We start from the raw sequence: 24,321 nt of genomic DNA on the forward strand, positions 1-24,321 counted from the left end.
GCATCAGGCTTGGCATAAAGAAACGCAAAAGAAAGTGGTGTTTTAGATGAGAATGGTTGACCTGATTGAGAAAAAGAGAGATGGAAAAGAGCTTTCCAAAGAAGAAATAGATTTTATTATTAAGAATTATACGAATGGTGATATCCCTGATTACCAGATGTCTGCCTTTGCTATGGCTGTTTTCTTCCAAGACATGACAACTGAAGAGCGTGCAAACTTTACGATGGCGATGGTAGAATCCGGTGACCAGATCGATCTTTCCGCGATCGAAGGGATCAAGGTCGACAAGCATTCCACTGGAGGAGTTGGTGACACAACAACATTGGTGCTTGCTCCATTAGTGGCTGCACTTGATGTTCCTGTTGCGAAGATGTCAGGCCGCGGGCTTGGGCATACGGGCGGTACGATCGATAAGCTTGAAGCGGTTGAAGGTTTTCATGTTGAAATCACGAGCGAAGAATTCATTGACCTTGTAAACAAAAACAAGGTAGCGGTTATCGGACAGAGCGGAAACTTGACCCCTGCTGACAAAAAGCTTTACGGCCTTCGTGACGTAACGGCTACTGTCAATTCGATCCCTCTGATCGCCAGCTCTATTATGAGCAAAAAGATCGCAGCTGGTGCGGATGCGATCGTTCTGGATGTAAAAACAGGAGCAGGCGCTTTCATGAAAACTACAGAAGAAGCTGAAGCGCTAGCCAAAGCGATGGTAGACATCGGAAACGCTGTAGGACGCAATACGATGGCTGTTATTTCAGACATGAGCCAGCCGCTCGGGTTTGCGATCGGAAATGCATTAGAGATTAAAGAAGCGATTGACACGCTCAAAGGCGAGGGACCAAAAGATCTCGAAGAACTGTGCTACGTGCTTGGAAGCCATATGGTCTACCTTGCAGGAAAGGCTGAAACACTTGAAGATGCAAGAGCTAAGCTGCAGGAAGTAATCAAAAACGGAAAAGCCCTTGAGGTGTTCAAAACGTTCCTTTCCGCACAGGGTGGGGATGGATCCGTGGTTGATAACCCTGAGAAACTGCCGCAGGCAAAATATGTGAGTGACATTAAAGCTGAAAAAGATGGCTATGTATCTGAAATCACAGCAAACGAGATCGGCACAGCTGCTATGCTTCTAGGAGCAGGCCGCGCAACGAAAGAGTCCGAAATCGATCTTGCCGTCGGTCTTATGCTCCGCAAAAAGGTTGGCGAAAAAGTCACAGCAGGAGAAGCAATCGTTACGATGTACTCAAACAGCGAGAACAATGAAGAAGTCGCCAAAAAAGTACTCGAAGCATACAGCATCTCCTCTGACCCAGTAACTGCACCGCCGCTCGTCTACAAAGAAATTAAAAAGTAAGATCAATGAAAAAGCTGGACTGTTGTCCGGCTTTTTTTGTGCATTGAAACGTGTAAAGGTTCGGTGTTTCGTATAAACAGAAAAATTATGGAAAAAATAAGGCTATATGATTGGAGGGAATAAGATGATGAGATTACTAGCGCCCGTTTTGAGCCTGGTATTGCTTGGAGGGGTTTTCGCGCCTTCAGCCATGGCTGCCGAACGGCTGACATTAGCTGAAAAAGCTTCCTCTGCAGTGCTGATCGAAAGGGATACAGGAAGTGTTCTGTTTGAGAAAAAAAGCCACAGCAAGCTTCCTCCGGCAAGCATGACAAAAATCATGACCATGCTGCTGATTATGGAAGCCATCGACGATGGAAAAATTAAATGGAATGATAAAATCAGAGTGAGCGAACATGCAGCAAGCCTCGGCGGCTCACAGATTTTCCTCGAACCGAATGAAGAGATGACAGTGGATGACATGGTGAGGGGCATCGCGATCGGAAGCGCGAATGATGCCTCAACTGCGATGGCAGAGCACATCGCAGGATCAGAAGAAGCATTTGTGGATTTAATGAATAAAAAAGCAGCTCAGCTCGGATTGAAGGATACCTTCTTTAAGAACCCGACCGGTCTCCCTGCAAAAGGCCATTATACGTCAGCTTTTGATATGGCAGTTATGGCGAGAGAACTGTTAAAGCATGAAGAGATAACAAAATTCACCGGGTTATATGAAGATTATCTCCGCGAAGAGACAGGAAATAAATTTTGGCTCGTGAACACGAACCGTCTTGTTAAGTTTTACCCCGGTGTTGATGGATTGAAAACAGGGTTCACGAACGAAGCGAAATATTGCCTGACAGCCACCGCTCAAAAGAATGGTATGAGGGTGATTGCCGTGGTGATGGGGGCTCCGTCACCTAAAGAAAGAAACGCTCAAGTAACTTCTCTTCTCGATTATGCCTATGCTCAGTATACGACCAAAAAAATGTTTGAGCGCCATGAGATCGTTAAAGCAGTAAAAGTACAGAAAGGAAGCAAACCAAAACTTTCTGTTGTTACGAGCGAAAGCATTTCCCTTTTGATGAAAAAAGGTGAGAAAGCAGGAGCAGTCAAGACGAATGTGAAGCTAAAAGATGATTTAAAGATGCCAGTGAAAAAAGGTGAAGAAGTCGGCAGCCTGACGATTATGAATGGAAATAAAAAAGTCGTTACATCCCCGTTGCTTGCTTCAGAAGATATTGCTTCTGCCTCTTGGTGGAGTCTGATGAAACGGACAGTCGGAAGCATGGTCAAAAGCCCTCAATAATTTGGCAGATACGGACGAATCCCCACTAGTTTTGTCATAGTGAAGGAATTCGTTCTTTTTTTATAGAAGTTTCACGTATCCAAAATAGAGGAGGAGAGGGTACGTGAGTCTTGCCATTGATATGGAAGTGAAGCGGAACGTTCTTTGTATACGGCTTGAAGGGGAGCTGGATCATCATACCGCAGCAGAACTCCGGACGAAAGCGGAGGATGCATTAAAGATGCACCCTATTGCCCATATTGTACTTAACCTTGAAAATCTGTCATTTATGGACAGCTCAGGACTTGGCGTTATCCTGGGAAGGTATAAGCAGATAAAAAACCAGCAGGGAGAGATGGTCATCTGCGCCATTTCTCCGGCAGTGAAAAGACTGTTTGACATGTCCGGGCTGTTTAAGATCATGCGCCTTGAACAGGATGAGCAGCTCGCTCTGCAAGCATTGGGGGTAGCATAAAATGAGAAATGAAATGAAGCTTCAGTTTTCGGCATTAAGCCAGAACGAATCGTTCGCCCGTGTCACGGTAGCTTCCTTTATCGCGCAGATCGACCCGACTATCGACGAGCTAACTGAAATCAAAACGGTTGTCTCCGAAGCGGTGACTAACGCCATCATTCACGGGTACGATGGCCGTCCGGATGGAGTGGTCTATATACACGCCGTGCTTGACGAAGATATGATCAAGCTGACGATCCGTGACAACGGCATAGGGATACCTGATTTGGACGAAGCGAGACAGCCGCTGTTCACTTCAAAACCAGAGCTTGAGAGATCAGGAATGGGTTTTACGATCATGGAAAATTTTATGGATGAAGTGGAAATCGTTTCTGAACCTTCATACGGCACCACGATTCACTTGACTAAATACTTGACTAAAAATAAAGCGTTATGCAATTAAGGAGCATGCCTGATGGATGTCGAGGTGAAAGGCAGCAAAAGTGAACCGTTTTTAAAGGATGAAGAGATTAAAGCACTGATCAAGCAGAGCCAGGACGGTGACCAAGATGCAAGGAACCTCATCGTTGAAAAAAACATGAGGCTTGTATGGTCCGTCGTACAGCGTTTTTTAAACAGAGGTTACGAAGCCGATGATCTGTTTCAGATCGGGAGCATCGGACTGCTAAAGTCGGTCGACAAGTTTGACCTGACATATGATGTCCGTTTTTCCACTTATGCCGTGCCGATGATCATCGGTGAAATTCAGCGATTTATACGTGATGATGGTACGGTAAAGGTTAGCCGTTCACTGAAAGAGACAGGAAATAAAGTACGTAAAGCTAAAGACGAGCTTTCCAAATCTCTTGGAAGGACCCCGACGATCACAGAAGTTGCGGCACATCTGGAAATTTCTCCGGAAGATGTTGTCATGGCACAGGATGCAGTAAGAGCTCCGGCTTCTATTCATGAGACGGTTTATGAAAACGATGGGGATCCGATCACACTACTGGACCAAATATCAGATCCAGGAGAAACAAAATGGTTTGATAAAATTGCGCTGAAGGATGTGATGGACAGCCTCGATGAGCGGGAACGGCTTATTATGATGCTGCGCTATTACAAGGACCAGACACAGTCAGAAGTGGCAGCGCGTCTTGGTATTTCACAAGTTCAGGTGTCACGCTTGGAAAAGAAAATACTTCAATTCATGAAAAACCAGATGGAGTCTTAAATGGCTCTTTCCTGGTTTTTTTCTTTGTGGAAAATCAAGGAAGTGAGCCGAGTCTGAATGACAGCAAAACAACAGCCGCATACTAAAAGCAAATGTTGGATGAGGTGGTGGATGTGGAGAATACGGTTTACCTCCGGATGAGGCAGAAAGTTCAGGTGAAACTAGGGCAGAAAATCACCCTTCATGACATTGCTCAGGTCATCGCTCCGCCAAAATGGGAACAACAGCTTTCCAAGCTTTTGATTCATGAAGTAACTCCTGAAGACAAGCATCTCGTTGTGATCGACGTGATGCAGGTGATCAGAAGAATCGCACATGCACAAAGTGACGCAGACGTTCAGACGATCGGTCCTGCACAATCTATTTTAGAGATTCAGCTTTCAAAGAAACAATCCTCTCCTGTTTATTTTATTCTTGTCTGGCTCCTTCTTTTTATTGGCTCGGCGCTTGCGATCATGAACTTTCACGAAGACGTAAGCATGCAGACGGTTCATCAGAAAATTTACTATATGGTTACCGGGCATTATAAAGAACAGCCGCTTCTGCTGCAGATTCCATATTCTTTTGGTCTAGGCTTAGGCATGATTCTCTTTTTTAATCATCTGTTCCGCAAGCGCCTTAACGAAGAACCAAGTCCGCTTGAGGTGGAAATGTTTAACTATCAGCAGGATCTTGATCAATATGTAATCGTGCATGAGAACAAAGAAAGCGAAAAGAAAATCGATGGGAATTAAAGTTCTGGTTCTCTTTTTTATCGGACTTGGAGGAGGGATCGCTGTCGGATCGGGGCTGGTAGCTTTCCTGACCGTTCTCGGCATCGTGCCGCGGCTGATGCAGCTTTCTAAGACATATGAAGCAACGAGAAGCTATGAATGGAGCATTATTTCTGGCAGTGTGCTTGGCGGATGGATGATTCTTGCGGGTCATACATTGTCTTTTCCTGCAGGAACACTTCTGCTCGTGCCGATCGGATTATTTTGCGGTGTTTTTGTCGGCATGCTTGCTGCAGCACTTACCGAAGTGCTAAACGTACTGCCTATTTTGGCAAAGCGGGTAGGTTTCGGACAAAAAATACTATTAATTCTAATGGCAATAGTTTTAGGGAAGATCTCGGGTTCTCTTTTTCATTGGATCTATTATGTAAACCATTAAACTGGAGGGAAGTATCATGGCATCATCAAAAGATGAACAGCAGCAGTTTGCTCAGAAAATCAAACCTCTTCAGCCTAAGCCGCCGCTTGTAAAAAACTGCGTAAAAGCATTTTTGACCGGCGGTCTGATCTGCATCATCGGACAGGCGCTGATGGAATTTTATATGACGTTCTTCAATTTTACCGATAAAACAGCAGGTAACCCGACAGTCGCGACACTTATTCTGATCGCGTCACTGCTGACGGGCCTCGGTGTCTACGATAAGATCGGACAGTTTGCCGGAGCGGGTTCTGTCGTGCCTGTTACAGGCTTCGCAAACGCGGTCACAAGTGCTGCACTTGAACACAGAAGCGAAGGGCTCGTGCTCGGCGTTGCAACGAATCTATTCAAGCTCGCAGGAGCCGTTATCGTTTTTGGTGCTGTAGCTGCATATATTCTTGGAATGCTCCGCTACGCCTTCGCAACATTCATGTAAGGAGGAATTATGATGAAGCTACTCGGCAGGCAGACATGGCAGTTTGCAGACGTATTTTTAAACACCGCAGGAACCGCGGTCGGACCGCTAGAAAGTGAAGGTCCGCTCGGTGACTTTTATGATAAAGCGTATAACAACCTGCATTGTAATGAAAAAAACTGGGAGCTTGCTGAACGGAGGCTGATGGAAGATGCGGTATCTTCCTGCCTTGCAAAAGCAAAGCTGACCGAGAAGGATATTAATTTCTTCCTGGCGGGAGATCTCCTGAACCAGATTGTTTCCTCGAACTATACAGCCAGAGGAAACGAGATCCCTTTTCTCGGCATTTTCGGAGCCTGTTCAACCTCGATGGAGTCGCTTGCCTTAGGTGCTGCATTGGTCGACGGAGGATATGCAGACCGCATTATCGCAGCCGTCAGCAGTCATAATGCAACAGCAGAAAGGCAGTTCCGCTATCCTACAGAATACGGCGGACAAAAGCCTGATACAGCAACGTTCACTGTAACTGGTGCGGGAGCAGCACTCGTGAGCCGGGAACGTTCTAATGTCAAGCTTACAGGTGCCACAATAGGAAAAGTAAAAGATCTGGGAATAAAAGACCCGTTCGACATGGGCTCCGCGATGGCACCAGCAGCAGCAGATACAATCGCCGCCCACCTGAATGAAACAGGAACAAATGCAGATGACTACGATTTAATCGTAACTGGTGATCTTTCAGGAGTCGGAAGCCCGATTTTAAAGATGCTGCTTCAAGAGCAGGAAATCGATATCAGTTCCAATCACCGGGATTGCGGACTTATGGTATATCGGCCAGACCAGCCGGTGTTTGCCGGCGGAAGCGGCTGTGCATGTTCTGCTGTCGTTACCTATGGCTATCTTGTAAAAGAACTGGAAAAAGGAAACTTGAACAAGATACTTGTCGTGGCAACGGGTGCATTGCTCAACCCGACCATGGTACAGCAGAAAGAATCCATCCCAACGGTCGCACATGCTGTTGTCATGGAACATGCGAAGGAGGTGTAGGCGAAAATGGAATACTTTTGGGCCTTTGTGGTCGGCGGAGCTATTTGTGTGATCGGCCAGCTGCTGATGGATGTGTTCAAGCTGACGCCTGCACATGTTACGACTTCATTTGTTGTTGCCGGTGCTGTTCTTGATGCATTTGGAATATATGACAAGCTTATTGAGTTTGCTGGGGCAGGGGCAAGCGTCCCGATAACCAGCTTCGGCCATTCGCTCCTGCACGGGGCGATGCAGTCAGCAGATGAGCACGGCTTTATCGGGATAGCAATGGGGATTTTCGAACTCACATCTGCCGGGATCTCATCTGCGATACTGTTTGGTTTTCTAACTGCTATCATCTTTAAACCGAAAGGGTGATGAAGATGGATAGAAAAAAGGTTATTTTCGTCACAGACGGTGACCTTTATGCTCTTCATGCAGTTGAATCGGTCGCTAGAGATATTGGCGGAAGGTGCATTTCACATTCATGGGGGAATCCTTCAAAAAGATCAGGTGAAGAACTGATAAAAATGATTCTCTCTGCACCGGCAGATCCTGTTCTTGTCATGTTCGATGACTGCGGGTATAAAGGAGAAGGTCCGGGAGAGAGAGCGATGCGGGAGATTGCATCCTGTCCGGAAATCGAGGTGCTTGGTGCTATTGCTGTAGCTGCCAAAACAAAGCATGCTGAATGGGCGAATGTGAATGTGTCGATCGACCGCAATGGGAATCTGACAGAGTACGGGATCGATAAAAGCGGCCTTCCCGACATTGAGCTGGGCAGAATAAACGGAGACACTGTTTATATTCTGGACGAACTGAATCTGCCCATTGTCATAGGGGTCGGAGATATTGGCAAAATGGCAGGATATGATTCAGTCGAAAAAGGTTCGCCGATCACAAGGATGGCCGTACAGCTTATTCTTGAAAGGAGCCATAGATAATGGCGCAGAAAAAAGAAAACAAGACACCGATCAGTGCTGACATAAAGCAGAATGAAGCTTTTCTGAAAGAACGTCTTGGCATTGGGGTCAGCTTCGATGTCGGTGTCCGGAAAATTTATGCTTTAAAGAAAGAAATTCAGATGTATTATTGCACAGGCTTGTGTGACAGCTTGTATATCATTCAGATCTACCGGGAAATCATGGATATGGACCACGGTCACCGGGCCCCGTCGAAGGTGAAAGAAATACTACATAACCACTTGGCGCATCAGCAGGTAGAGTTTACTCAAAGCCTCGACGAAGCCGTGGACCGGATGCTTTCTGGCTTGATTGTCATTTTTCTTGACGGCGAGGCAGAAGCTTTTGTCGTCGATGTAAGGAGCTATCCAGGAAGACAGCCGCAGGAGCCCGATATAGAAAAAGTTGTGCGCGGCTCGCGAGACGGGTATACAGAGAACATTATCGTCAATACTGCGCTGACGAGGCGCCGGATCCGTGATGAAAGACTGCGCCATGAAATCCTTCAAGTCGGTGAACGTTCGAAAACGGACGTATGTATTTCATATATACAGGATGTAGCTGATCCAGGGCTTGTAAAGCTGATAAAAGATGAACTTGGCAGCATTGACATCGACGGTATTCCGATGGCCGATAAGACGATCGAAGAGTTTCTTGTCAAGCAAGGGTGGAACCCGTTTCCTCTCGTCCGCTATACTGAAAGGCCAGATGTAGCGGCGCAGCATTTGATGGAAGGGCACGTCATCATCATCACTGATACATCACCCAGCGTTATCATCACGCCGACGACATTTTTCCATCATGTTCAGCATGCTGAAGAATACAGGCAGACCCCGTTTATCGGCGCCTTTCTCCGGTGGACGAGATTTGCCGGTATGCTTGCATCCCTGCTGCTTGTTCCGTTGTGGCTTTTGATCGCAATGGAGCCTTCACTGCTCAATGATAAGATTGACTTTATCGGTCCGAATAAAGAGACGAACATACCGCTGTTTATTCAGATTTACCTTGCAGAAATGGGAATCGATGTATTACGGATGGCAGCAATTCACACGCCGAGCGCCCTTTCAACGGCCATGGGCTTGATCGCAGCAGTTCTTATCGGACAGATCGCCATCGACGTGGGGCTGTTCGTGCCGGAAGTTATTCTATATGTTGCGATTGCTGCCATCGGCTCATTTGCTACTCCGAGTTATGAACTAAGCATCGCGAACAAAATCATACGATTGCTCTTGATCACGCTTGTTATGCTGTTTAAAGTTCCTGGATTCGTGATCGGCATCACCGTTATTTTAATTTATATGGCCAGTGTACAGAATTTGAACACGCCTTATTTGTGGCCGTTCCTCCCTTTTAACGCTAAAGCGTTCATGCAGGTCGTTGTGAGGATCGCGGTGCCCAGGTCGAATGTAAGACCGAGCATTGTTCATCCACAAAATGTACACAAACAGCCTGGGTCAAAAAAATAAGCTTGCACGGAAAAAAAGATTGTGTTAAAGTCGTAACTAATTAAAAATGCCTCATGATGAGGTAGAGGCGCAAAAAGAATGAGTAAGGGACAGTGAGTGCGTGGGGCACAGTGAAGGTTTCTGAAAGGTCAATTTGCCGAAGTTCAGGTGGCTCCCATAGCCGTCTGTGCTGGGCCGGTGCTGAACAAGCACCGGACTGTCACTACAGATGTAGTGGAGAGCTATTCCGGCAAATGAGGGCGGTTTATGAAGACAGCCATGCCTTTTTATGAGCTGTCTTTTTTGCATTTTCCAGCCGGCGATACTCTTCTATATAAAAAGGAGAGAGACAACATGCATGCATACGGAACGATGAACATTGGCGAGAACGGTCATTTATATATAGGCGGAGCAGACACGGCAGAGCTTGCCGCTCAGTATGGTACACCTCTTTACGTATACGATACATCATTGATACGTGAAAGGGCGCGCGGGTTTCAAAATGTGTTTAAGGAAGAAGGTATGCGGTATCAAGTAGCTTATGCCAGCAAAGCTTTTTCCTGTATGGCTGTCATGCAGCTTGCAGAGGAAGAAGGCTTAAGCTTAGATGTCGTTTCTGGCGGAGAACTCCATACCGCTTTATCTGCTGGGTTTCCTCCAGCACGCATTCATTTTCACGGAAACAATAAAAGCGAAGAGGAGATCCGCTTCGCATTGAAGGCGGAGATCGGCTGCTTTGTAGTAGACAACGAAGATGAACTCTACTTGCTAGAAGAAATATGCCGCGAAACAGGCGTTTCGGCATCCGTGCTATTAAGAGTGACACCCGGAATCGAAGCTCATACGCACGATTACATCCTGACCGGGCAGGAAGATTCTAAATTCGGACTTGATGTGCAGAACGGGCAGGCTACACGCGCGCTTCAAAAAGCAATACAATCCGAAGTACTGCATGTTCTAGGCATCCATTGCCACATTGGTTCTCAAATCTTTGAGACGGCAGGTTTTACGATGGCGATTCAAACGTTGTTCCAACTGATAAAAGAGTGGGATAGCGAACTAGACTACTTCCCTAAGGTGCTGAATCTTGGCGGCGGTTTTGGCATCCGCTATACAGAAGAGGATACACCTCTGGCTCCAGAAACGTATGTCAAAGCGATGATTGATGAAGTAAAGGTACAGATGAAATCGTTTAGCGGAAAGACGACCCCAGAGATCTGGATCGAACCCGGCCGCTCTCTCGTAGGAGATGCAGGGACCACACTTTATAAAACAGGAACACAAAAGGATATCCCGGGGATCCGCCGCTACGTTTCGATTGACGGCGGAATGAGCGACAACATCCGCCCGGCTCTTTATCAGGCAAAGTATGACGCCGTGCTTGCGAACCGTGCTGCAGAAAAAGCTTCTCAAGAGGTTTCCATAGCGGGAAAATGCTGTGAAAGCGGAGATATGCTCATCTGGGACATCAAGCTGCCAGAAGTGAGAAAAGACGACCTTCTTGCTGTATTTTGTACGGGTGCATATGGCTACAGCATGGCAAGCAACTACAACAGGATGATGAAGCCGGCAGTCGTCTTTGTAGAGAACGGGGACGCACAGCTCGTCATCCGCAGAGAGACTTTTGAAGACCTTACAGCACAGGATCTGCCGCTGCGCAGACACAGCATGTCCAGATAGAATCCACAAAAAAGTTAGATAAGAACAGTTAAGGCTGCATTATGCTGCAGCCTTTTCGTCATGCTCATCGGGGTACGGTACCATTTTCTGCGTTTACCGATATAATGCTGTTTTTCTGTATTGGTACCGTACCCCCGGCGAATACTTGATGCTTCTGCTTGTGTTCAAGCAGTGTTTTGCTTACAATGAAACAGTAGTTTTATATGATAAAAGGAGGTTGCCTCTTTGAAAAAAGGTAGCATTGAATTCGAAAATGGCGAAAAAATCTTAATTGAGTTCTTCCCTGAAGAAGCTCCGGGAACGGTAGCAAACTTTGAAAAGCTCGCAAACGAAGGGTTTTACAACGGTTTGACATTCCACCGTGTTATTCCTGGTTTCGTAGCACAAGGCGGATGCCCTAGCGGAACGGGGACGGGCGGACCTGGCTATTCTATCAAATGTGAAACGGCAGGCAACCCGCATAAGCACGTGGCTGGATCTTTATCCATGGCACATGCTGGAAAAGACACAGGCGGAAGCCAGTTCTTTATCGTTCATGAGCCACAGCCGCACTTGAACGGTGTTCACACAGTGTTTGGCCAAGTGACAGAAGGAATGGACAGTGTTCTGCGCATCAGACAGAACGATGTGATGAAAGAAGTAAAAGTCTGGGAAGAGTAATGATAAAAAAAGCACGCGGCGGTTCAATCGCCCGTGCTTTTTTTGTGTTTTCTGGCAAGCAGCTGCCGCTCTCTTTCGGCGACCACATCTGATCGGTCCCTGAGCTTATGCCTGTGAATGAGGGCATCATCGTTGAACGGGCTGGCTGCTCCCCAGATGAAACCCATTTTTTCTGCTTCTGTCTTGCCGGTTGCCAGAGCTTCAGGATAGAGCGGAATGGAAAGGTCTTCATAAGGTTTCTGCATCTTCATCTGCTCCAGACGGTGTTTCATCATACTGATGAGGCGGCTGTACATCACACCGAGCTGCTCAGATTCTTTCCGGTGGTTTGTGAGAATACATAAAGAGCTCTCCATCATTTTCATGGCACCTTTTTGGTTCCCGCGCCTCTCGTGATACAGAGAGACTGCGAGCTGAATGAATCCGACCCAGACATCATCCTTCATATCATGCTCTTTCCAGTATTCTTCAAGTATTTCGTGGCATTCAAAATAATCTCTGCTGCCGTGAAAATGCACCAGATAATTGAGCCATGACGTTGGCAGCATCATCGTTCACTCCTTATGTTCAAAAATACTGCGAAGTGCTTTTAGTGAAAGTATATCATGCATACAAGGTAAACAGGCTGTCAAGGAAGCTATGTCCCGGTAAATTTATGATATAATACGGTTATCATTAACACCGAAACTGGGGATGAGCATGATATACAATGTGAAACTGGATGGGTTTGAAGGGCCTCTTGACCTTCTCCTTCACCTGATCCAAACATACGAGATAGATATTTATGATATTCCTGTTGCTATTATCACAGGGCAATATATGAATTACATACATACGATGAAAGAACTTAAGCTTGACGTGGCAAGTGAGTACCTCGTGATGGCGGCGACACTGCTTGCCATCAAAAGCAAGATGCTTCTGCCTAAGCATGAGAACGACGATTTTGATCAGCAGATGGAGCTGGAAATGGAAGAAGACCCGCGTGAGGATCTTGTGAGAAGGCTCGTGGAATACAAAAAATATAAACATGCAGCTGCTGAATTGAAAGAGAAGGAAGCAGAAAGAAGCCTTGTATATGCGAGACAGCCGATGGACCTGTCTTCTTTTGAAAAAGAGCAAGAGACCGGTCTGATCACCAACGTGTCTTTATATGACATGCTTTCAGCTTTTCAAAAAATTTCACAAAAGAAAAAAGAGAAAAGAACGGCTTCAGCAAAGATTGAAAGACAGGAGATCCCGATCGAGAAAAGAATGATTCAGATCAGAGAAAAGCTGTGGGAAAAGGGCGGCAGCCACCGTTTTACAGACCTTTTTACGGCTGGCAGCAAAGATCACCTCGTCGTTACATTTTTAGCGCTGCTTGAACTGATGAAAGTAAAAGCTGTCGCCTGCGTACAGGAAGGTAATTTTGGCGAGATCATGATCAAAGCATTGGAAGAGGAGAAGGCAGTTTGAAAGAAACAAATTTTAAAGGCGCTATAGAAGGGCTGATCTTCGTCAGCGGCGAGGAAGGCATCGAGCGTAAACAGATAACGGAAGTACTCGAAATCAGCCTGCAGGAAGCAGGACGGTATATTAATGAACTGAAAGAAGAATACGAGAATGAAAACCGCGGTATGAGAATAGCCGAGTATGCAGGCCAGCTTCAATTTGTAACGAAAGCGGAGCATGCCGTCTACTATGAACGTCTGATCAAAAGTCCTCAACACAGCGGACTCTCTCAGGCTGCGCTGGAAACTTTGGCGATCATCGCATACAAACAGCCGATTACCCGTTCTGAGATAGAGGAAATACGAGGTGTGAAAACGGAGAAACCGCTGCAGACACTGCAGGCCAAAAGCCTCGTGAAAGAAACGGGCCGGGCAGAAGGTACAGGCCGTGCCATATTGTACGGCACGACCAAAGCCTTTCTGGAGCATTTTGGATTAAAAACGATCAAAGATCTTCCTCCGCTTCCGGACAGCGTGAAGACTGATGAAGAGGAAGAAGAAGCAGATTTGTTCTTTTCGCGTTTTCAGCAATCATTTCAACCTGAAGAATAGGGGGACTTACACTTGAACGTGATGCGGTTGTCTGGAATGGAACTGGAGAAGGAAAAACCGAATACTTCAGAAGATTTTTTTAACCGGTCCGAAGCTGTTTACGATGACGGAGGAAAAGAAAAAACCTTTCAGCTGCTTTATGTGAGGTATTTCGAAGACTTGCTCGCCGCAAAGCTTGGATGGGACAAGGACGCGGTGCTGGTGGCCTCAGAACGTAAGTATGCGGTCAAGGACATTGCCGCTCTAGCTGCATTGACGGCTGACGAAGGAAACAAAAACAAGAGAAAAGCATACATCAACGATTTTGATGAATTTGCTAAATTGTTCTCAGATGTTAACGTTAACAAAATAAAGTCATTCATCGGATGATGACCAAAAGGATATTTTTTCCTTGCTTTAATATGTTGACGCAAGTTTCGTTTTTTGATATTCTCCTACCTGTTGACTAAAAAATAATAGTTTAAAATCCTCATTTAATCTCGATGAGGTAGAGGTTGCATGATTCATCAGTAAAGCATGAGAGGCTCTCCGGAGCTTATGACTGTGCTTGAAAGGGAATGATGCCGAAGCCCTCAGGCGCCGGAACGCCTGCAGGCTGGGACTGTATCGAACAGGTACAGGACTGTCACGGTTTTTCCGTGGAGCGCTATATGGGATTAAATGCGGGTTTGTGTCGTTTAAACGCGCTCTTGCCTTTTGGCATGAGCGCTTTTTTATGGCAAAAAACCAATCGGAGGAGATTATCATGTTAACAAATAAATGGGGATTATGGCTCCTGACGGCTTTTGTTGTAGGGAATATGGTCGGCTCTGGAATCTTCATGCTGCCGAGCACACTGGCGCAGACGGCAAGTCCGCTCGGTGTCACGGCTGCGTGGATTGTCACTGGGTTTGGCGTATTAATGATCGCACTAGTGTTTGGCAAGCTTTCGGTTCGAAAGCCTGAGCTGAAAGCAGGACCGCAAAGCTATGCGAAGGCATTCTTTAAGAATGAGAAAAACGGGCGTATCGCTGGTTTCAGTATGGTCTGGGGCTATTGGGTCGCGAATTGGATCTCAAATGTCGCGATCATCACCAGCTTTGCCGGTTATCTGTCTGCGTTTTTTCCTGTCATGAATTCTGGTTCAGTCCTATTCAACGCAGGATCTTACGAGATCACAGCAGGAAAAGCTGTTACTTTTGCTGTCTGTACACTTTTGCTTTGGGGTACGCACCTCCTGCTTGTCACGAACTTGAACAGTGCTGGAAAGCTGAATTTTGCTGCGACTGCTGCAAAAGTGGCAGGTTTTGCGCTATTTATCGTTGCCGCGCTGTTCGCGTTTCAGTCGTCTAACATCGGAGAGTTATATTCAGCTGTGCCTGGAGAAGGAAAGGAAGCGAACGGCCTCTTCAAACAAGTTGAGCTTGCCGCGATCTCGACCTTGTGGGCATTTGTCGGGATCGAATCTGCTGTCATCTTATCTGGGCGTGCCAAATCTCAGAGAGATGTTGGAAGAGCCACGATGTTTGGTCTTTTCATCGCGCTTGTTATCTATATGGGTGTAACGCTGCTGACAATGGGCGTGCTGCCGCAGGACGTCCTTAAAGCGTCAGACAAGCCGTTTGTAGATGCGCTTTCCGTCATGATCGGCAGTACTGGTGCTACAGTAATGGCGCTTTTAGCTGCTGTCTCGCTGTTCGGAGCAACGATCGGATGGATATTGATCAGTTCTGAAGTACCATATCAGGCTGCAAAATCAGGCATCTTCCCATCGTTTTTCGCAAAACTGAACAAAAACGGAAGTCCATCTCGTGCACTGGCCGTAACAAACATCATGAGCCAGGTTTTTATTTTCTCAGTTATTTCCGGCACGATCAGCGAGGCATACACGTTTTTGATTACATCGGCCACGCTTGCATATTTGATTCCTTACCTCGTGTCAGCCGCATATTTCTTAAAACTTGCACTGACAGGCGAAACTTATATTGATTCTTCTCTGAAAGGATCGCGGGCAGCAGATGCTGTAATCGCTGGTTTAGCTTTAATTTATTCTCTTTGGGTTATCAAATCGGGTACTGCAGACCTGAAAACGTTTGGTCTTGGAATTGGCTTGTTCCTTGCTGGCTTTATCGTCTATCCGTTCACACTGAAAAGAAGATAACCTCATGAAAACCCTGTCTGGCAAATGCCGGACAGGGTTTTCTATTTCAAGGCGTAATCTCAGCTGTTTAAGGGTAAACTTACCAAAACAGAAAAGGATGCTGATGATATGCCTTATATTCTTACAACAGCCGTTCAAAACCCGCCGCATTGCATCCCGCAGTCGCAGACAGCAGACTTTGCGAGAATGCTTTTCTCTGAATCATTTTCAGATATCGACAGGCTTCTGAAGGTGTTTGCCAATGGCGAAATCGAAAAACGGTATTTCGCCATGCCGGTGGAATGGTTCAATAAGCCAAGAACCTTACAGGAAAAGAATGATATATATATAAAAACAGCTGTAGAACTTGGAGAAGCCTGCATCAGCAAAAGTATGGTGCAGCTCGGGTTAACTGATCTCGATGACATTGATGCTATCTTCTTTATTTCCAGTTCAGGGCTGTCGACTCCAAGCATCGAAGCCAGGATCATGAACAAAATGCCATTTTCTCAGCATACAAAACGGATACCAATATGGGGCTTAGGGTGCGCGGGCGGAGCTGCAGGCCTTGCTAGAGCTTATGATTATTGCAAAGCTTATCCTGAAGCCAACGTCCTTGTCCTGGCAGTTGAACTTTGCAGCCTGACTTTTCAGCATAATGACCGAAGCAAGAGCAACCTGGTCGGGACTTCCCTCTTTGCAGATGGAGCTGCAGCGGCCGTCATTGCTGGAGATGACTCACCGCTTGCTTCTCAGATAAGCGTAAAGCCGGCCATACTTGATACGATGTCCACGCTTATGCCTCATTCTGAGGATGTGATGGGATGGGAGGTAAAGGATGAGGGGCTGCACGTTGTATTCTCACGTGACATCCCGAATATTATCAGAACATGGCTAAAGCCGAATGTTGATAAATTTCTCGCACCGCATAATCTAACAGGACGGGATATCAAGCATTTTGTTGCTCATCCTGGAGGAAAGAAAGTACTGGAGTCGTATGAAGACGCTCTTGGATTTGACAGCAGCAGGACGGAAATATCAAAGCGAGTCCTGAAAAATCAGGGCAATATGTCCTCGGCTACAGTGTTTTATGTGTACAATGAATTCGCAAAACTGAATCCGCAAAAAGGCGAGTATGGTTTGATTGCCGCGCTAGGTCCGGGTTTTAGCTCTGAGCAGCTTCTAATTAGGTGGTGATGTGATGGCAGCTTTTTATTTCTTTTTTGCGTTTATCGTGCTGCAGCGTGCCGCAGAATTAGTCGTGGCTAAACGAAATGAAAAAAAGCTTAGAAGTGAAGGGGCAGTTGAGTTCGGCTCTGGCCATTATCCATACATCGTGGCCTTGCATGCAGCCTTTTTTGTCTCGCTTTTTGCTGAAGTTTGGTTCAAAGGCGGGGGACTGCATCCGCTGTGGCTGATTATTTTCATCCTTTTCATGATCGTTCAGGGCATAAGGCTGTGGGCGCTGCTCTCACTTGGAAAGTACTGGAACACGAAGATTCTGCTCGTACCAAATGCACAGGTTATTGCTAAGGGTCCTTACCGTTTCATGAGGCATCCCAACTATGCTGTCGTTATAGCGGAACTGCTGCTTGTACCATTATTGTTCGAAGCATATTTTACAGCAGTACTGTTTTCATTGCTGAACATCTGGATGCTGTCAGTCCGCATCCCGGCTGAAGAGAAAGCACTGAAAGAATTTACCGACTATGAGTCGCGCCATGGAAGCAACGCCCGCTTTATGCCGAGAAGTACAGGAAATAATTCCAACTCATAACTTGTCTTTTATTGCATAAACTTGTACAAACGCAATAAAGGACGGGATCAAACATGCCTACATATAAATTATTCGCAAAAATTGCCGCTGCTTCTATTCTGCTCTTCTCATCGCTTCCATCTAAAGCAGCAGCTGAAGGACCCGGTGTATCAGCCAGAGGAGCTGTGCTGATGGAGCAAGAGTCCGGACGTGTTCTTTTTGGCAGGGACGAGCATACATCGATGAGGATCGCCAGCATCACGAAAATCATGACCGCTATTATAGCAGTAGAATCGGGAAAGCTCATGCAAAGAGTGAAGATTTCAGAAAAAGCTGCAGGAACAGAAGGATCCTCCCTTTATTTAAAGCCAGGTGAAACCGTACCGCTGAAAGACCTCGTTTACGGCCTCATGCTTCGGTCAGGTAATGACAGTGCGGTAGCGATCGCCGAGTATGTAGGCGGCAGTCTTGAAGGCTTCGTATACATGATGAATGAAAAAGCACAGGAAATTGGAATGAAGGATACACTGTTTCAGAATCCCCATGGCCTAGATGACCATGAAGATCACTATTCCAGCGCTTACGATATGGCTCTATTGACGCGCTATGCGATGGAAAACGAAACATTTAAAGAGATCTCAGCAACAAAGGTGTACCGCTCTCCTCAGGAAGGGGAGAAATGGGACCGTGTATGGCGCAATAAAAATAAAATGCTGAAGTACTATAAGTATTCCACTGGCGGCAAGACAGGCTACACGAAGCGAGCCAAAAGGACACTCGTATCAACGGCTGAGAAAAACGGGATGGAGCTGATCGCTGTCACGCTCAACGATCCTAACGATTGGGATGACCATGAACGGATGTTTGAATGGGCTTTTCACGAATTCGACCTTGTACCGATCGTGAAAAAAGGGCCGGTTGATGGAGTTCAGAAAGAGTACAAACATAAATTGGAGGCGAACCGCACCTTCTTTTATCCGCTGAGAGAGTCGGAAAAACGGGATATAACATCCAAAATGAACGTTTACCGATACCCGAAGGATGGCAAATGGAAGGGCGGAGAAGCTCCGAAACCAGTAGGCCGGCTGTTCATTGAATTAGCCGGCATTGAAATTGGCAATCTGCCACTCTATTATGAAGGAAAAGCACCCATAAAAGACGATCTTGGAGTATGGGGAACATTTAAAAACATCTTTTCACAGCTGTTTTTTGTTCAGGCAGAAGGCGGCACAGATGGTTAATTATATATGGGTAGGGCTTATGGTCACGGGTTTTATAACCGCAGCGCTTAACGGCACAATGGATAAAGTGAACGAAGCATTGTTTACGAGTGCTAAAGAAGCTGTCACGTTAAGTCTAGGGATGATCAGCATTCTCGTATTCTGGCTGGGCCTTATGAAAATAGCAGAAAAAGGCGGGCTGCTGGAACTGCTCGCGATCTTGTTTCGCCCTGTTGTCAGGCTGCTTTTTCCGGATGTGCCGAAAAACCATCCGGCACAAGGATATATCCTTTCTAACATGGTCGCTAACCTTTTTGGTCTTGGAAACGCGGCAACACCGATGGGGATCAAGGCGATGGAGCAGCTTAAGCTCCTTAATGGCGGGCGTGATGAAGCGAGCAGATCGATGATCACACTGCTTGCCATTAACACATCAAGCATCACCCTCATACCCACAACGATCATCGCAATCAGAATGAGCTATAATTCAGCAACTCCGACAGACATTGTGGGGCCGACTTTGATCGCCACCGCTTTTTCAACAGTGGGTGCAATTCTGATCGACCGTTATTATTATTATCGATCTGTCAGAAAGGAGAAGAGAAGGTGATGGCTGCCATTCAATCTTTTTCTGTCTGGTTTATTCCTATTTTAATAGGTTTCATTCTTCTTTATGGGACGATGAAAAAGGTCCCTACGTATGAAACTTTCGTTGAGGGCGGGAAAGAAGGGTTCTCGATGGCCATCTCTGTTATCCCATACCTTGTTGGAATGCTTGTCGCTATCTCTGTTTTTCGGGCATCGGGTGCGCTGGACCTTGTCCTCGGCATTTTCAGGCCATTGTTCCATTTGCTCCATGTGCCTGCAGAAATTGTCCCGCTCGGATTGCTGCGGACGATTTCAGGAACCGGAGCTCTCGGTATGACTTCTGACCTGATGGCAACATACGGTCCGGACTCGTTTATCGGGAGGCTCGCATCGACGATCCAAGGCAGCACTGATACAACCTTTTATGTGCTGACCGTGTATTTTGGTGCAGTAGGAATCAGAAAGATGGGATATGCCCTGAAAGTCGGGCTTCTAGCAGACTTGATCGGATTCACAGCTTCAATCATCGTTGTCAGTTTAGTATTTTCATAATAATCATGTTATCCGCCCGCATTACGGAATTGATCCGTGGTGCGGGCGTTTTAAATGTAATCAAGGACAGGTTGGAAACACCAGCCTTTTGATGTATGATGTATGATGAGGTGAAAGAATGGAACGTTTACAAAAAGTAATCGCCCAAAGCGGTATTACTTCCCGAAGAAAAGCAGAAGAAATGATTACAGAAGGCCGTGTGAAAGTGAACGGCGACACAGTAAGAGAACTTGGAACAAAGGTTTCCCCGAAAGACAGGATCGAGGTAGACGGCGTTCAGGTGCAAAGAGAGCAGCCGGTATATTTCTTAATGTACAAACCATCAGGCGTGATTACAGCTGTTTCCGATGATAAAGGGCGTAAGACAGTAGCTGACTATTTCAAGGATATCGTAGAAGAACGGGTATTTCCTGTCGGCCGTCTTGATTATGACACAACCGGTGTCTTGATTATGACCAACGATGGCGAATTTGCTAACGTGCTCATGCATCCCAAATATAAAGTGGAAAAAACATACATCGCTAAAGTAAAAGGCATACCTCTTAGAGAACAGCTGAAGAAGCTCGAACGCGGCGTGATCCTCGAAGATGGCAAGACTGCTCCTGCAAAATCAAAACTTCTATCAATGGATAAAAAGAAGCAGACAGCGATTATTGAGCTGACCATTTCAGAGGGTAAGAACCGCCAAGTCAGAAGGATGTTCGAACATATCGGACACCCTGTTCAAAAACTAAAACGTGAAAAGTACGCATTTTTAGACGTGAAAGGTCTTAATCCAGGAGAGTTCAGGGAACTGACTCCGCATGAGGTTAAGCTTCTGCGCAACGCGGCTGTCACACAACCGTCAAAAAAAGGCCGATAACAGCCTTTTTTTAGCGTTATCATTAAAATTGGCAGCGAAAGACAAAGGAGCGGATTTACATTGAAGCGGAACGGAAGATTTTGGTTTCGGTCCATCTTGCTTGCACTTATTGCAGCAGCTATTGGATATACCGTGTACAGCAGCTTTTTCATAAAAGAACGTACACTCGTTAATAGCGGGGATCAAGCACCGGATTTCGTACTGACAGATGTTAATGGCAAGGAAGTCAGGTTAAGCGATTACAGAGGAAAAGGAGTATTCCTGAATTTCTGGGGAACATGGTGTAAACCGTGTGAACGCGAAATGCCTTATATGGAAAGGCAATTTAAAGTTTATAAGGAACAAGGAGTTGAAATTTTAGCGGTCAATGTTGGTGAGTCAAATATTGCCGTGGAAGATTTCCGTGACAAATACCGGCTAACGTTCTCTATTCCGCTAGACAAGAACAGGGATGTGACGAGAGCTTACGGTATAGGTCCGATTCCTACCACTCTGACAATCGACAAGAACGGCAAGGTTGTAGAAAAGACTAGCCGTTCACTTTCAAACAAAGACATCGTGCAAATGATGGAAAAAATTAAGCCTTAAACGACGAAAAGAAAGGAGGAGCTTTAAATGGAGAAAACCATAATATGCGAATGCGGACATCACAATCCTCCTGGTACACTCATCTGCCAATCATGCGGAAAGCCGTTTGCTGATGCAAAGGAAAACATGGAAGCGAGCATGCGTTATGAAGGGACAGCAAGAAGATCACAGACATACAATCGCACAGCGGTCGATAAGATATGGAACTTTTTTTCTTCAGTAAAAGTTGGTATCTGGATCATAGTTGTTATTCTTGTGGCTGCTGCAATCGGCACAATTTTTCCTCAGGAGATGTACATACCGCAAAACGTAGATCCTGCTTCGCATTATGAGTCAGAATACGGCAACCTGGGCAAAATTTATTTCTTGTTAGGATTCCATAATCTATACGGATCATGGTGGTTTATCGTCCTTCTTGGAATGCTGGCACTTTCAATTATTGTGGCGAGCATCGACCGCGGCGTTCCATTGTATAAATCGCTGAAACGCCAGAAAGTTATCAGGCATGACCAGTTCTTGAAGCATCAGCGGCTTTTTGCACAAGATGTTAAAGGCGATCTTGGTACGATGAAAATAGCGCTGAAAGAACAAAACTATAAAATAAGAGAAGAAAACGGGAGCCTTTTTGCTGAAAAGGGACGCTTCTCAAGATGGGGTCCTTACGTGAACCATGTTGGCCTCGTCATCTTCCTCGCAGGGGCAATGCTCCGTTTTTTCCCAGGCATGTATGTTGAAGAGGTGCTTTGGCTTCGTGAAGGGGATACAGCAGCTATTCCCGGTACGCTGTCTGAGGATGGACAATATTATTTGAAGAACGAAAAGTTCATTCTTGAGTTTTATGACAAAAACGATGAGCAGTTTAAAGATGCGCTTCAGAACACATCTAATCCGGTCCCTAAAAACTTTCAAACGAATGCCGTCCTTTACAAATCAGACAGCAACGGAACGATTGGAGCCGGCGAGATAAAAAAGGTAAAAGAAGGAAAAATCCAGGTCAACAAACCGCTGAAATTTGATTCGTTCTCTTTATACCAGACAGATTTTAAAATGGACGAATTGAATGCGATGTCATTTTCTTTAGTGGAAAAAGAATCGCAAAAAAAAGTAGGTGCGTTTGAGGTGGACTTGATTAATCCGAAGAAGAAATATGATCTCGGAAACGGCTATTCTGTGAACCTCGGAAAATATTATCCAAACTATTTCCTAGAAGACGGAGAGCCTAAAACAAAAAATAATGTCCCTGACAACCCGGCGTTTGTTTTCGAGATGATTTCGCCTGAAAGCACAAAGAAAGAAAAAGCGTTTGTTGCAATCAAGAACAATATCGAAATGGAGGGCAATCGCTATAAAGTCGAGTTTGCCGGTATAAAAACAAAAAACCTCACAGCACTCACAGTCAGGAAGGATCATACACTCCCAATCGTTTCTCTTGGGGGCATAATCTTTATGATCGGTGTCGTGCAGGGGCTGTACTGGAACCATCGGCGCATCTGGATCAAAGAAAAAGAGGGCGGATTATGGATCGCTGCCCATACAAACAAGAACTGGTTTGGCATAAAGAAGGATTTGCAGAAGCTGTCTGATAAAACAGGCATCGTGATGCCTGAAGACCGCACTGCAGCCAAGACCGCTTAATCCAGTCAGAGAGAGGAAAGGAATATCATGGCTCAGTTAAGCAGCACGCTGCTTTATGCGGCGTTTATCACCTATTTAATAGGCACACTCTTTTTTGCGATGTCGCTATCGGACAAAAAAGAGAAGGTAGCATCATATTCAAAGCGCTGGGGAAGAATCGGATACATTACATCGATCGTAGGCTTTGCCCTTCAGCTCGGCTATTTCTTTACAAGATGGGCAGCGAGCGGGCATGCCCCTGTTTCAAACTTGTTTGAATTCACAACCTTTTTTGGCATGATGATGGTTTTTGCTTTTATTATCCTTTATGGAATCTATAAAACAAATGCTCTTGGAGTCTTTGCGATGCCGATCGCTTTGCTGGTTATCGCCTATGCCGGTATGTTTCCAAAAGATATATCGCCGCTTATCCCGGCTCTAAAAAGCGACTGGCTTAAGATTCATGTAACAACTGCCGCTCTAGGAGAAGGCATCCTGGCAATTTCTTTCGCTGCAGGTCTTATTTATCTGATCGGTACGGTCAAGCAGGAAAAATCAACGAGAGAAACAAAATGGCTTGAAGGAGTGCTTTATTGTCTGCTGTGCGTACTTGGCTTTATCATCTTGTCTGTCACATTCAAATCAGCAGGATATGAGGCGGTTTATTCATTCACTGGGAAGAACGGAAACGAACTAGAAGCCGTATATCAGCTGCCTGTCATCTCTGCACCTGCTGATAGTGCCGAAGTGCAAGGAGGGTTTGGACCGCTGTTTGAAGCACCTGCCTGGATGAAAGGTGAAAATGCAGCAGTAAAGCTTAACACAATGATCTGGTCGCTGCTCTCAGGAGGAATTCTGTATGGGTTGCTCAGGCTTATCTTAAGAAAGCGCCTGGCAGCTGCCATTCAGCCAAAGCTTAGAAACATCAATCCAGAACTGCTGGATGAAATCAGCTACCGAAGTGTTGCTATCGGATTTCCTGTCTTTACGCTTGGAGCACTTATCTTTGCGATGATATGGGCGCACGAAGCGTGGAACCGTTACTGGGGATGGGATCCAAAAGAAGTATGGGCGCTTATCACTTTCCTGTTTTATGCTGCCTATCTGCATCTTCGACTTTCAAGAGGCTGGCACGGAACAAAGTCCGCATGGCTCTGTGTACTGGGATTTGTCATCATCATGTTCAACTTGATCGCTGTCAACCTGGTCGTTGCAGGACTTCATTCATACGCTTAAACAAAAAGCAGGCCATGACATGCAGAGGGTAATGAAAAACCGGTTGAATTTTGCCGGTTTTT

General features: G+C 45.9%; 28 protein-coding genes and 2 riboswitches. Of the genes, 27 read left to right on the forward strand and 1 reads right to left on the reverse strand.

Translation table 11 applies throughout. The features are described from left to right. Positions 1-46 precede the first annotated feature (46 nt). From CGZ90_RS00360 to CGZ90_RS00425, 14 genes are all read left to right on the forward strand, one after another. Entirely contained in the window at positions 47-1,351 is a 1,305-nt protein-coding gene (locus tag CGZ90_RS00360) for a pyrimidine-nucleoside phosphorylase (protein WP_094250355.1), read from the forward strand. Positions 1,352-1,475: 124 nt separating this feature from the next. Next, positions 1,476-2,639, forward strand: coding sequence for a D-alanyl-D-alanine carboxypeptidase family protein (locus CGZ90_RS00365; protein ID WP_094250356.1), 1,164 nt, complete (start codon positions 1,476-1,478; stop codon positions 2,637-2,639). A 103-nt stretch (positions 2,640-2,742) separates the two neighbouring features. Continuing rightward, positions 2,743-3,093, forward strand: coding sequence for an anti-sigma F factor antagonist (gene spoIIAA, locus CGZ90_RS00370; RefSeq protein WP_094250357.1), 351 nt, complete (start codon positions 2,743-2,745; stop codon positions 3,091-3,093). A 1-nt stretch (position 3,094) separates the two neighbouring features. Then, on the forward strand, positions 3,095-3,535 hold the full coding sequence (gene spoIIAB / locus CGZ90_RS00375; RefSeq protein ID WP_094250358.1) for an anti-sigma F factor: 441 nt from the start codon (positions 3,095-3,097) through the stop codon (positions 3,533-3,535). Positions 3,536-3,547: 12 nt separating this feature from the next. Continuing rightward, positions 3,548-4,306, forward strand: coding sequence for an RNA polymerase sporulation sigma factor SigF (sigF, locus tag CGZ90_RS00380; protein ID WP_094250359.1), 759 nt, complete (start codon positions 3,548-3,550; stop codon positions 4,304-4,306). Between the two features lie 113 nt (positions 4,307-4,419). Further along, positions 4,420-5,040, forward strand: a complete 621-nt coding sequence (locus CGZ90_RS00385) for a stage V sporulation protein AA (protein ID WP_094250360.1) — start codon at positions 4,420-4,422, stop codon at positions 5,038-5,040. Continuing rightward, a complete protein-coding gene (locus CGZ90_RS00390) occupies positions 5,030-5,458 on the forward strand; it encodes a stage V sporulation protein AB (protein WP_094251736.1) in 429 nt (142 codons plus the stop codon). The genes CGZ90_RS00385 and CGZ90_RS00390 overlap by 11 nt, the downstream gene beginning before the upstream one ends. A gap of 16 nt (positions 5,459-5,474) precedes the next feature. Continuing rightward, the gene (gene spoVAC, locus CGZ90_RS00395; protein ID WP_094250361.1) at positions 5,475-5,933 is read left to right on the forward strand and encodes a stage V sporulation protein AC; all 459 of its coding nucleotides are present in this window, start codon (positions 5,475-5,477) and stop codon (positions 5,931-5,933) included. Between the two features lie 12 nt (positions 5,934-5,945). After that, positions 5,946-6,956: a stage V sporulation protein AD gene (gene spoVAD / locus CGZ90_RS00400; protein WP_094250362.1), complete on the forward strand. Its 1,011-nt coding sequence runs from the start codon at positions 5,946-5,948 to the stop codon at positions 6,954-6,956. 6 nt (positions 6,957-6,962) lie between these two features. Beyond that, entirely contained in the window at positions 6,963-7,313 is a 351-nt protein-coding gene (gene spoVAE, locus CGZ90_RS00405) for a stage V sporulation protein AE (protein ID WP_094250363.1), read from the forward strand. Positions 7,314-7,318: 5 nt separating this feature from the next. Beyond that, on the forward strand, positions 7,319-7,879 hold the full coding sequence (gene spoVAEA, locus CGZ90_RS00410) for a stage V sporulation protein SpoVABEA (RefSeq protein ID WP_094250364.1): 561 nt from the start codon (positions 7,319-7,321) through the stop codon (positions 7,877-7,879). Beyond that, positions 7,879-9,363 carry a spore germination protein gene (locus tag CGZ90_RS00415; protein WP_094250365.1) on the forward strand — a complete coding sequence of 495 codons (1,485 nt, stop codon included), beginning with the start codon at positions 7,879-7,881 and terminating at the stop codon, positions 9,361-9,363. The genes spoVAEA and CGZ90_RS00415 overlap by 1 nt, the downstream gene beginning before the upstream one ends. A 54-nt stretch (positions 9,364-9,417) precedes the next feature. Continuing rightward, positions 9,418-9,595: riboswitch (Lysine riboswitch) on the forward strand. 101 nt (positions 9,596-9,696) lie between these two features. After that, a complete protein-coding gene (gene lysA / locus CGZ90_RS00420) occupies positions 9,697-11,022 on the forward strand; it encodes a diaminopimelate decarboxylase (protein WP_094251737.1) in 1,326 nt (441 codons plus the stop codon). Positions 11,023-11,247: 225 nt separating this feature from the next. Beyond that, complete coding sequence (locus CGZ90_RS00425; protein WP_094250366.1) at positions 11,248-11,682, forward strand: peptidylprolyl isomerase; 435 nt, start codon at positions 11,248-11,250, stop codon at positions 11,680-11,682. A 23-nt stretch (positions 11,683-11,705) separates the two neighbouring features. On the opposite strand, the gene CGZ90_RS00430 is transcribed toward CGZ90_RS00425, so the two are convergent. Continuing rightward, positions 11,706-12,233, reverse strand: coding sequence for a DUF309 domain-containing protein (locus tag CGZ90_RS00430; RefSeq protein ID WP_094250367.1), 528 nt, complete (start codon positions 12,231-12,233; stop codon positions 11,706-11,708). Positions 12,234-12,381: 148 nt separating this feature from the next. Between CGZ90_RS00430 and CGZ90_RS00435 the strand changes: the two genes are divergently transcribed. From CGZ90_RS00435 to ccsB, 13 genes are all read left to right on the forward strand, one after another. Beyond that, on the forward strand, positions 12,382-13,137 hold the full coding sequence (locus CGZ90_RS00435; protein WP_094250368.1) for a segregation/condensation protein A: 756 nt from the start codon (positions 12,382-12,384) through the stop codon (positions 13,135-13,137). Continuing rightward, the gene (scpB, locus tag CGZ90_RS00440) at positions 13,134-13,724 is read left to right on the forward strand and encodes an SMC-Scp complex subunit ScpB (protein WP_094250369.1); all 591 of its coding nucleotides are present in this window, start codon (positions 13,134-13,136) and stop codon (positions 13,722-13,724) included. Before CGZ90_RS00435 ends, scpB begins: the two co-directional genes overlap by 4 nt. Before the next feature lie 21 nt (positions 13,725-13,745). Next, positions 13,746-14,093 (forward strand): hypothetical protein, encoded by a 348-nt coding sequence (locus CGZ90_RS00445; protein WP_379675181.1) that lies wholly within the window; start codon positions 13,746-13,748, stop codon positions 14,091-14,093. A 111-nt stretch (positions 14,094-14,204) separates the two neighbouring features. Beyond that, a riboswitch (Lysine riboswitch) is annotated at positions 14,205-14,381 on the forward strand. Positions 14,382-14,466: 85 nt separating this feature from the next. Beyond that, entirely contained in the window at positions 14,467-15,864 is a 1,398-nt protein-coding gene (locus CGZ90_RS00450; protein WP_094251738.1) for an amino acid permease, read from the forward strand. A gap of 108 nt (positions 15,865-15,972) precedes the next feature. Further along, positions 15,973-17,040: a type III polyketide synthase gene (locus tag CGZ90_RS00455; RefSeq protein WP_094250371.1), complete on the forward strand. Its 1,068-nt coding sequence runs from the start codon at positions 15,973-15,975 to the stop codon at positions 17,038-17,040. 4 nt (positions 17,041-17,044) lie between these two features. Next, positions 17,045-17,620 carry an isoprenylcysteine carboxyl methyltransferase family protein gene (locus tag CGZ90_RS00460; protein WP_094250372.1) on the forward strand — a complete coding sequence of 192 codons (576 nt, stop codon included), beginning with the start codon at positions 17,045-17,047 and terminating at the stop codon, positions 17,618-17,620. A 53-nt stretch (positions 17,621-17,673) separates the two neighbouring features. After that, positions 17,674-18,840, forward strand: a complete 1,167-nt coding sequence (locus CGZ90_RS00465; protein WP_094250373.1) for a D-alanyl-D-alanine carboxypeptidase family protein — start codon at positions 17,674-17,676, stop codon at positions 18,838-18,840. Beyond that, on the forward strand, positions 18,833-19,429 hold the full coding sequence (locus CGZ90_RS00470) for a nucleoside recognition domain-containing protein (RefSeq protein ID WP_094250374.1): 597 nt from the start codon (positions 18,833-18,835) through the stop codon (positions 19,427-19,429). The genes CGZ90_RS00465 and CGZ90_RS00470 overlap by 8 nt, the downstream gene beginning before the upstream one ends. Next, entirely contained in the window at positions 19,429-19,959 is a 531-nt protein-coding gene (locus CGZ90_RS00475; protein WP_094250375.1) for a spore maturation protein, read from the forward strand. Before CGZ90_RS00470 ends, CGZ90_RS00475 begins: the two co-directional genes overlap by 1 nt. A gap of 118 nt (positions 19,960-20,077) precedes the next feature. Beyond that, the gene (locus tag CGZ90_RS00480; RefSeq protein ID WP_094250376.1) at positions 20,078-20,821 is read left to right on the forward strand and encodes a pseudouridine synthase; all 744 of its coding nucleotides are present in this window, start codon (positions 20,078-20,080) and stop codon (positions 20,819-20,821) included. Positions 20,822-20,881: 60 nt separating this feature from the next. Further along, positions 20,882-21,409: a thiol-disulfide oxidoreductase ResA gene (gene resA, locus CGZ90_RS00485; protein WP_094250377.1), complete on the forward strand. Its 528-nt coding sequence runs from the start codon at positions 20,882-20,884 to the stop codon at positions 21,407-21,409. A gap of 27 nt (positions 21,410-21,436) precedes the next feature. Beyond that, positions 21,437-23,044, forward strand: coding sequence for a cytochrome c biogenesis protein ResB (resB, locus tag CGZ90_RS00490; protein ID WP_094250378.1), 1,608 nt, complete (start codon positions 21,437-21,439; stop codon positions 23,042-23,044). A 27-nt stretch (positions 23,045-23,071) separates the two neighbouring features. Next, positions 23,072-24,259 carry a c-type cytochrome biogenesis protein CcsB gene (gene ccsB / locus CGZ90_RS00495; RefSeq protein ID WP_094250379.1) on the forward strand — a complete coding sequence of 396 codons (1,188 nt, stop codon included), beginning with the start codon at positions 23,072-23,074 and terminating at the stop codon, positions 24,257-24,259. Positions 24,260-24,321 lie beyond the last annotated feature (62 nt).

This window comes from Fictibacillus aquaticus, from assembly GCF_002245695.1.
GTDB classification, from domain to species: Bacteria; Bacillota; Bacilli; order Bacillales; family Fictibacillaceae; genus Fictibacillus; species Fictibacillus aquaticus.

Bases quoted from the DNA above. Each gene is read 5' to 3' on its own strand.
- CGZ90_RS00360 (WP_094250355.1), top strand. From the start codon at position 47: ATGAGAATGGTTGACCTGATTGAGAAAAAGAGAGATGGAAAAGAGCTT.
- CGZ90_RS00365 (WP_094250356.1), top strand. From the start codon at position 1,476: ATGATGAGATTACTAGCGCCCGTTTTGAGCCTGGTATTGCTTGGAGGG.
- spoIIAB (WP_094250358.1), top strand. From the start codon at position 3,095: ATGAGAAATGAAATGAAGCTTCAGTTTTCGGCATTAAGCCAGAACGAA.
- sigF (WP_094250359.1), top strand. From the start codon at position 3,548: ATGGATGTCGAGGTGAAAGGCAGCAAAAGTGAACCGTTTTTAAAGGAT.
- CGZ90_RS00390 (WP_094251736.1), top strand. From the start codon at position 5,030: ATGGGAATTAAAGTTCTGGTTCTCTTTTTTATCGGACTTGGAGGAGGG.
- spoVAC (WP_094250361.1), top strand. From the start codon at position 5,475: ATGGCATCATCAAAAGATGAACAGCAGCAGTTTGCTCAGAAAATCAAA.
- spoVAD (WP_094250362.1), top strand. From the start codon at position 5,946: ATGAAGCTACTCGGCAGGCAGACATGGCAGTTTGCAGACGTATTTTTA.
- spoVAE (WP_094250363.1), top strand. From the start codon at position 6,963: ATGGAATACTTTTGGGCCTTTGTGGTCGGCGGAGCTATTTGTGTGATC.
- spoVAEA (WP_094250364.1), top strand. From the start codon at position 7,319: ATGGATAGAAAAAAGGTTATTTTCGTCACAGACGGTGACCTTTATGCT.
- CGZ90_RS00415 (WP_094250365.1), top strand. From the start codon at position 7,879: ATGGCGCAGAAAAAAGAAAACAAGACACCGATCAGTGCTGACATAAAG.
- lysA (WP_094251737.1), top strand. From the start codon at position 9,697: ATGCATGCATACGGAACGATGAACATTGGCGAGAACGGTCATTTATAT.
- CGZ90_RS00430 (WP_094250367.1), bottom strand. From the start codon at position 12,233: ATGATGCTGCCAACGTCATGGCTCAATTATCTGGTGCATTTTCACGGC.
- CGZ90_RS00435 (WP_094250368.1), top strand. From the start codon at position 12,382: ATGATATACAATGTGAAACTGGATGGGTTTGAAGGGCCTCTTGACCTT.
- CGZ90_RS00445 (WP_379675181.1), top strand. From the start codon at position 13,746: ATGCGGTTGTCTGGAATGGAACTGGAGAAGGAAAAACCGAATACTTCA.
- CGZ90_RS00455 (WP_094250371.1), top strand. From the start codon at position 15,973: ATGCCTTATATTCTTACAACAGCCGTTCAAAACCCGCCGCATTGCATC.
- CGZ90_RS00460 (WP_094250372.1), top strand. From the start codon at position 17,045: ATGGCAGCTTTTTATTTCTTTTTTGCGTTTATCGTGCTGCAGCGTGCC.
- CGZ90_RS00465 (WP_094250373.1), top strand. From the start codon at position 17,674: ATGCCTACATATAAATTATTCGCAAAAATTGCCGCTGCTTCTATTCTG.
- CGZ90_RS00470 (WP_094250374.1), top strand. From the start codon at position 18,833: ATGGTTAATTATATATGGGTAGGGCTTATGGTCACGGGTTTTATAACC.
- CGZ90_RS00475 (WP_094250375.1), top strand. From the start codon at position 19,429: ATGGCTGCCATTCAATCTTTTTCTGTCTGGTTTATTCCTATTTTAATA.
- CGZ90_RS00480 (WP_094250376.1), top strand. From the start codon at position 20,078: ATGGAACGTTTACAAAAAGTAATCGCCCAAAGCGGTATTACTTCCCGA.
- resB (WP_094250378.1), top strand. From the start codon at position 21,437: ATGGAGAAAACCATAATATGCGAATGCGGACATCACAATCCTCCTGGT.
- ccsB (WP_094250379.1), top strand. From the start codon at position 23,072: ATGGCTCAGTTAAGCAGCACGCTGCTTTATGCGGCGTTTATCACCTAT.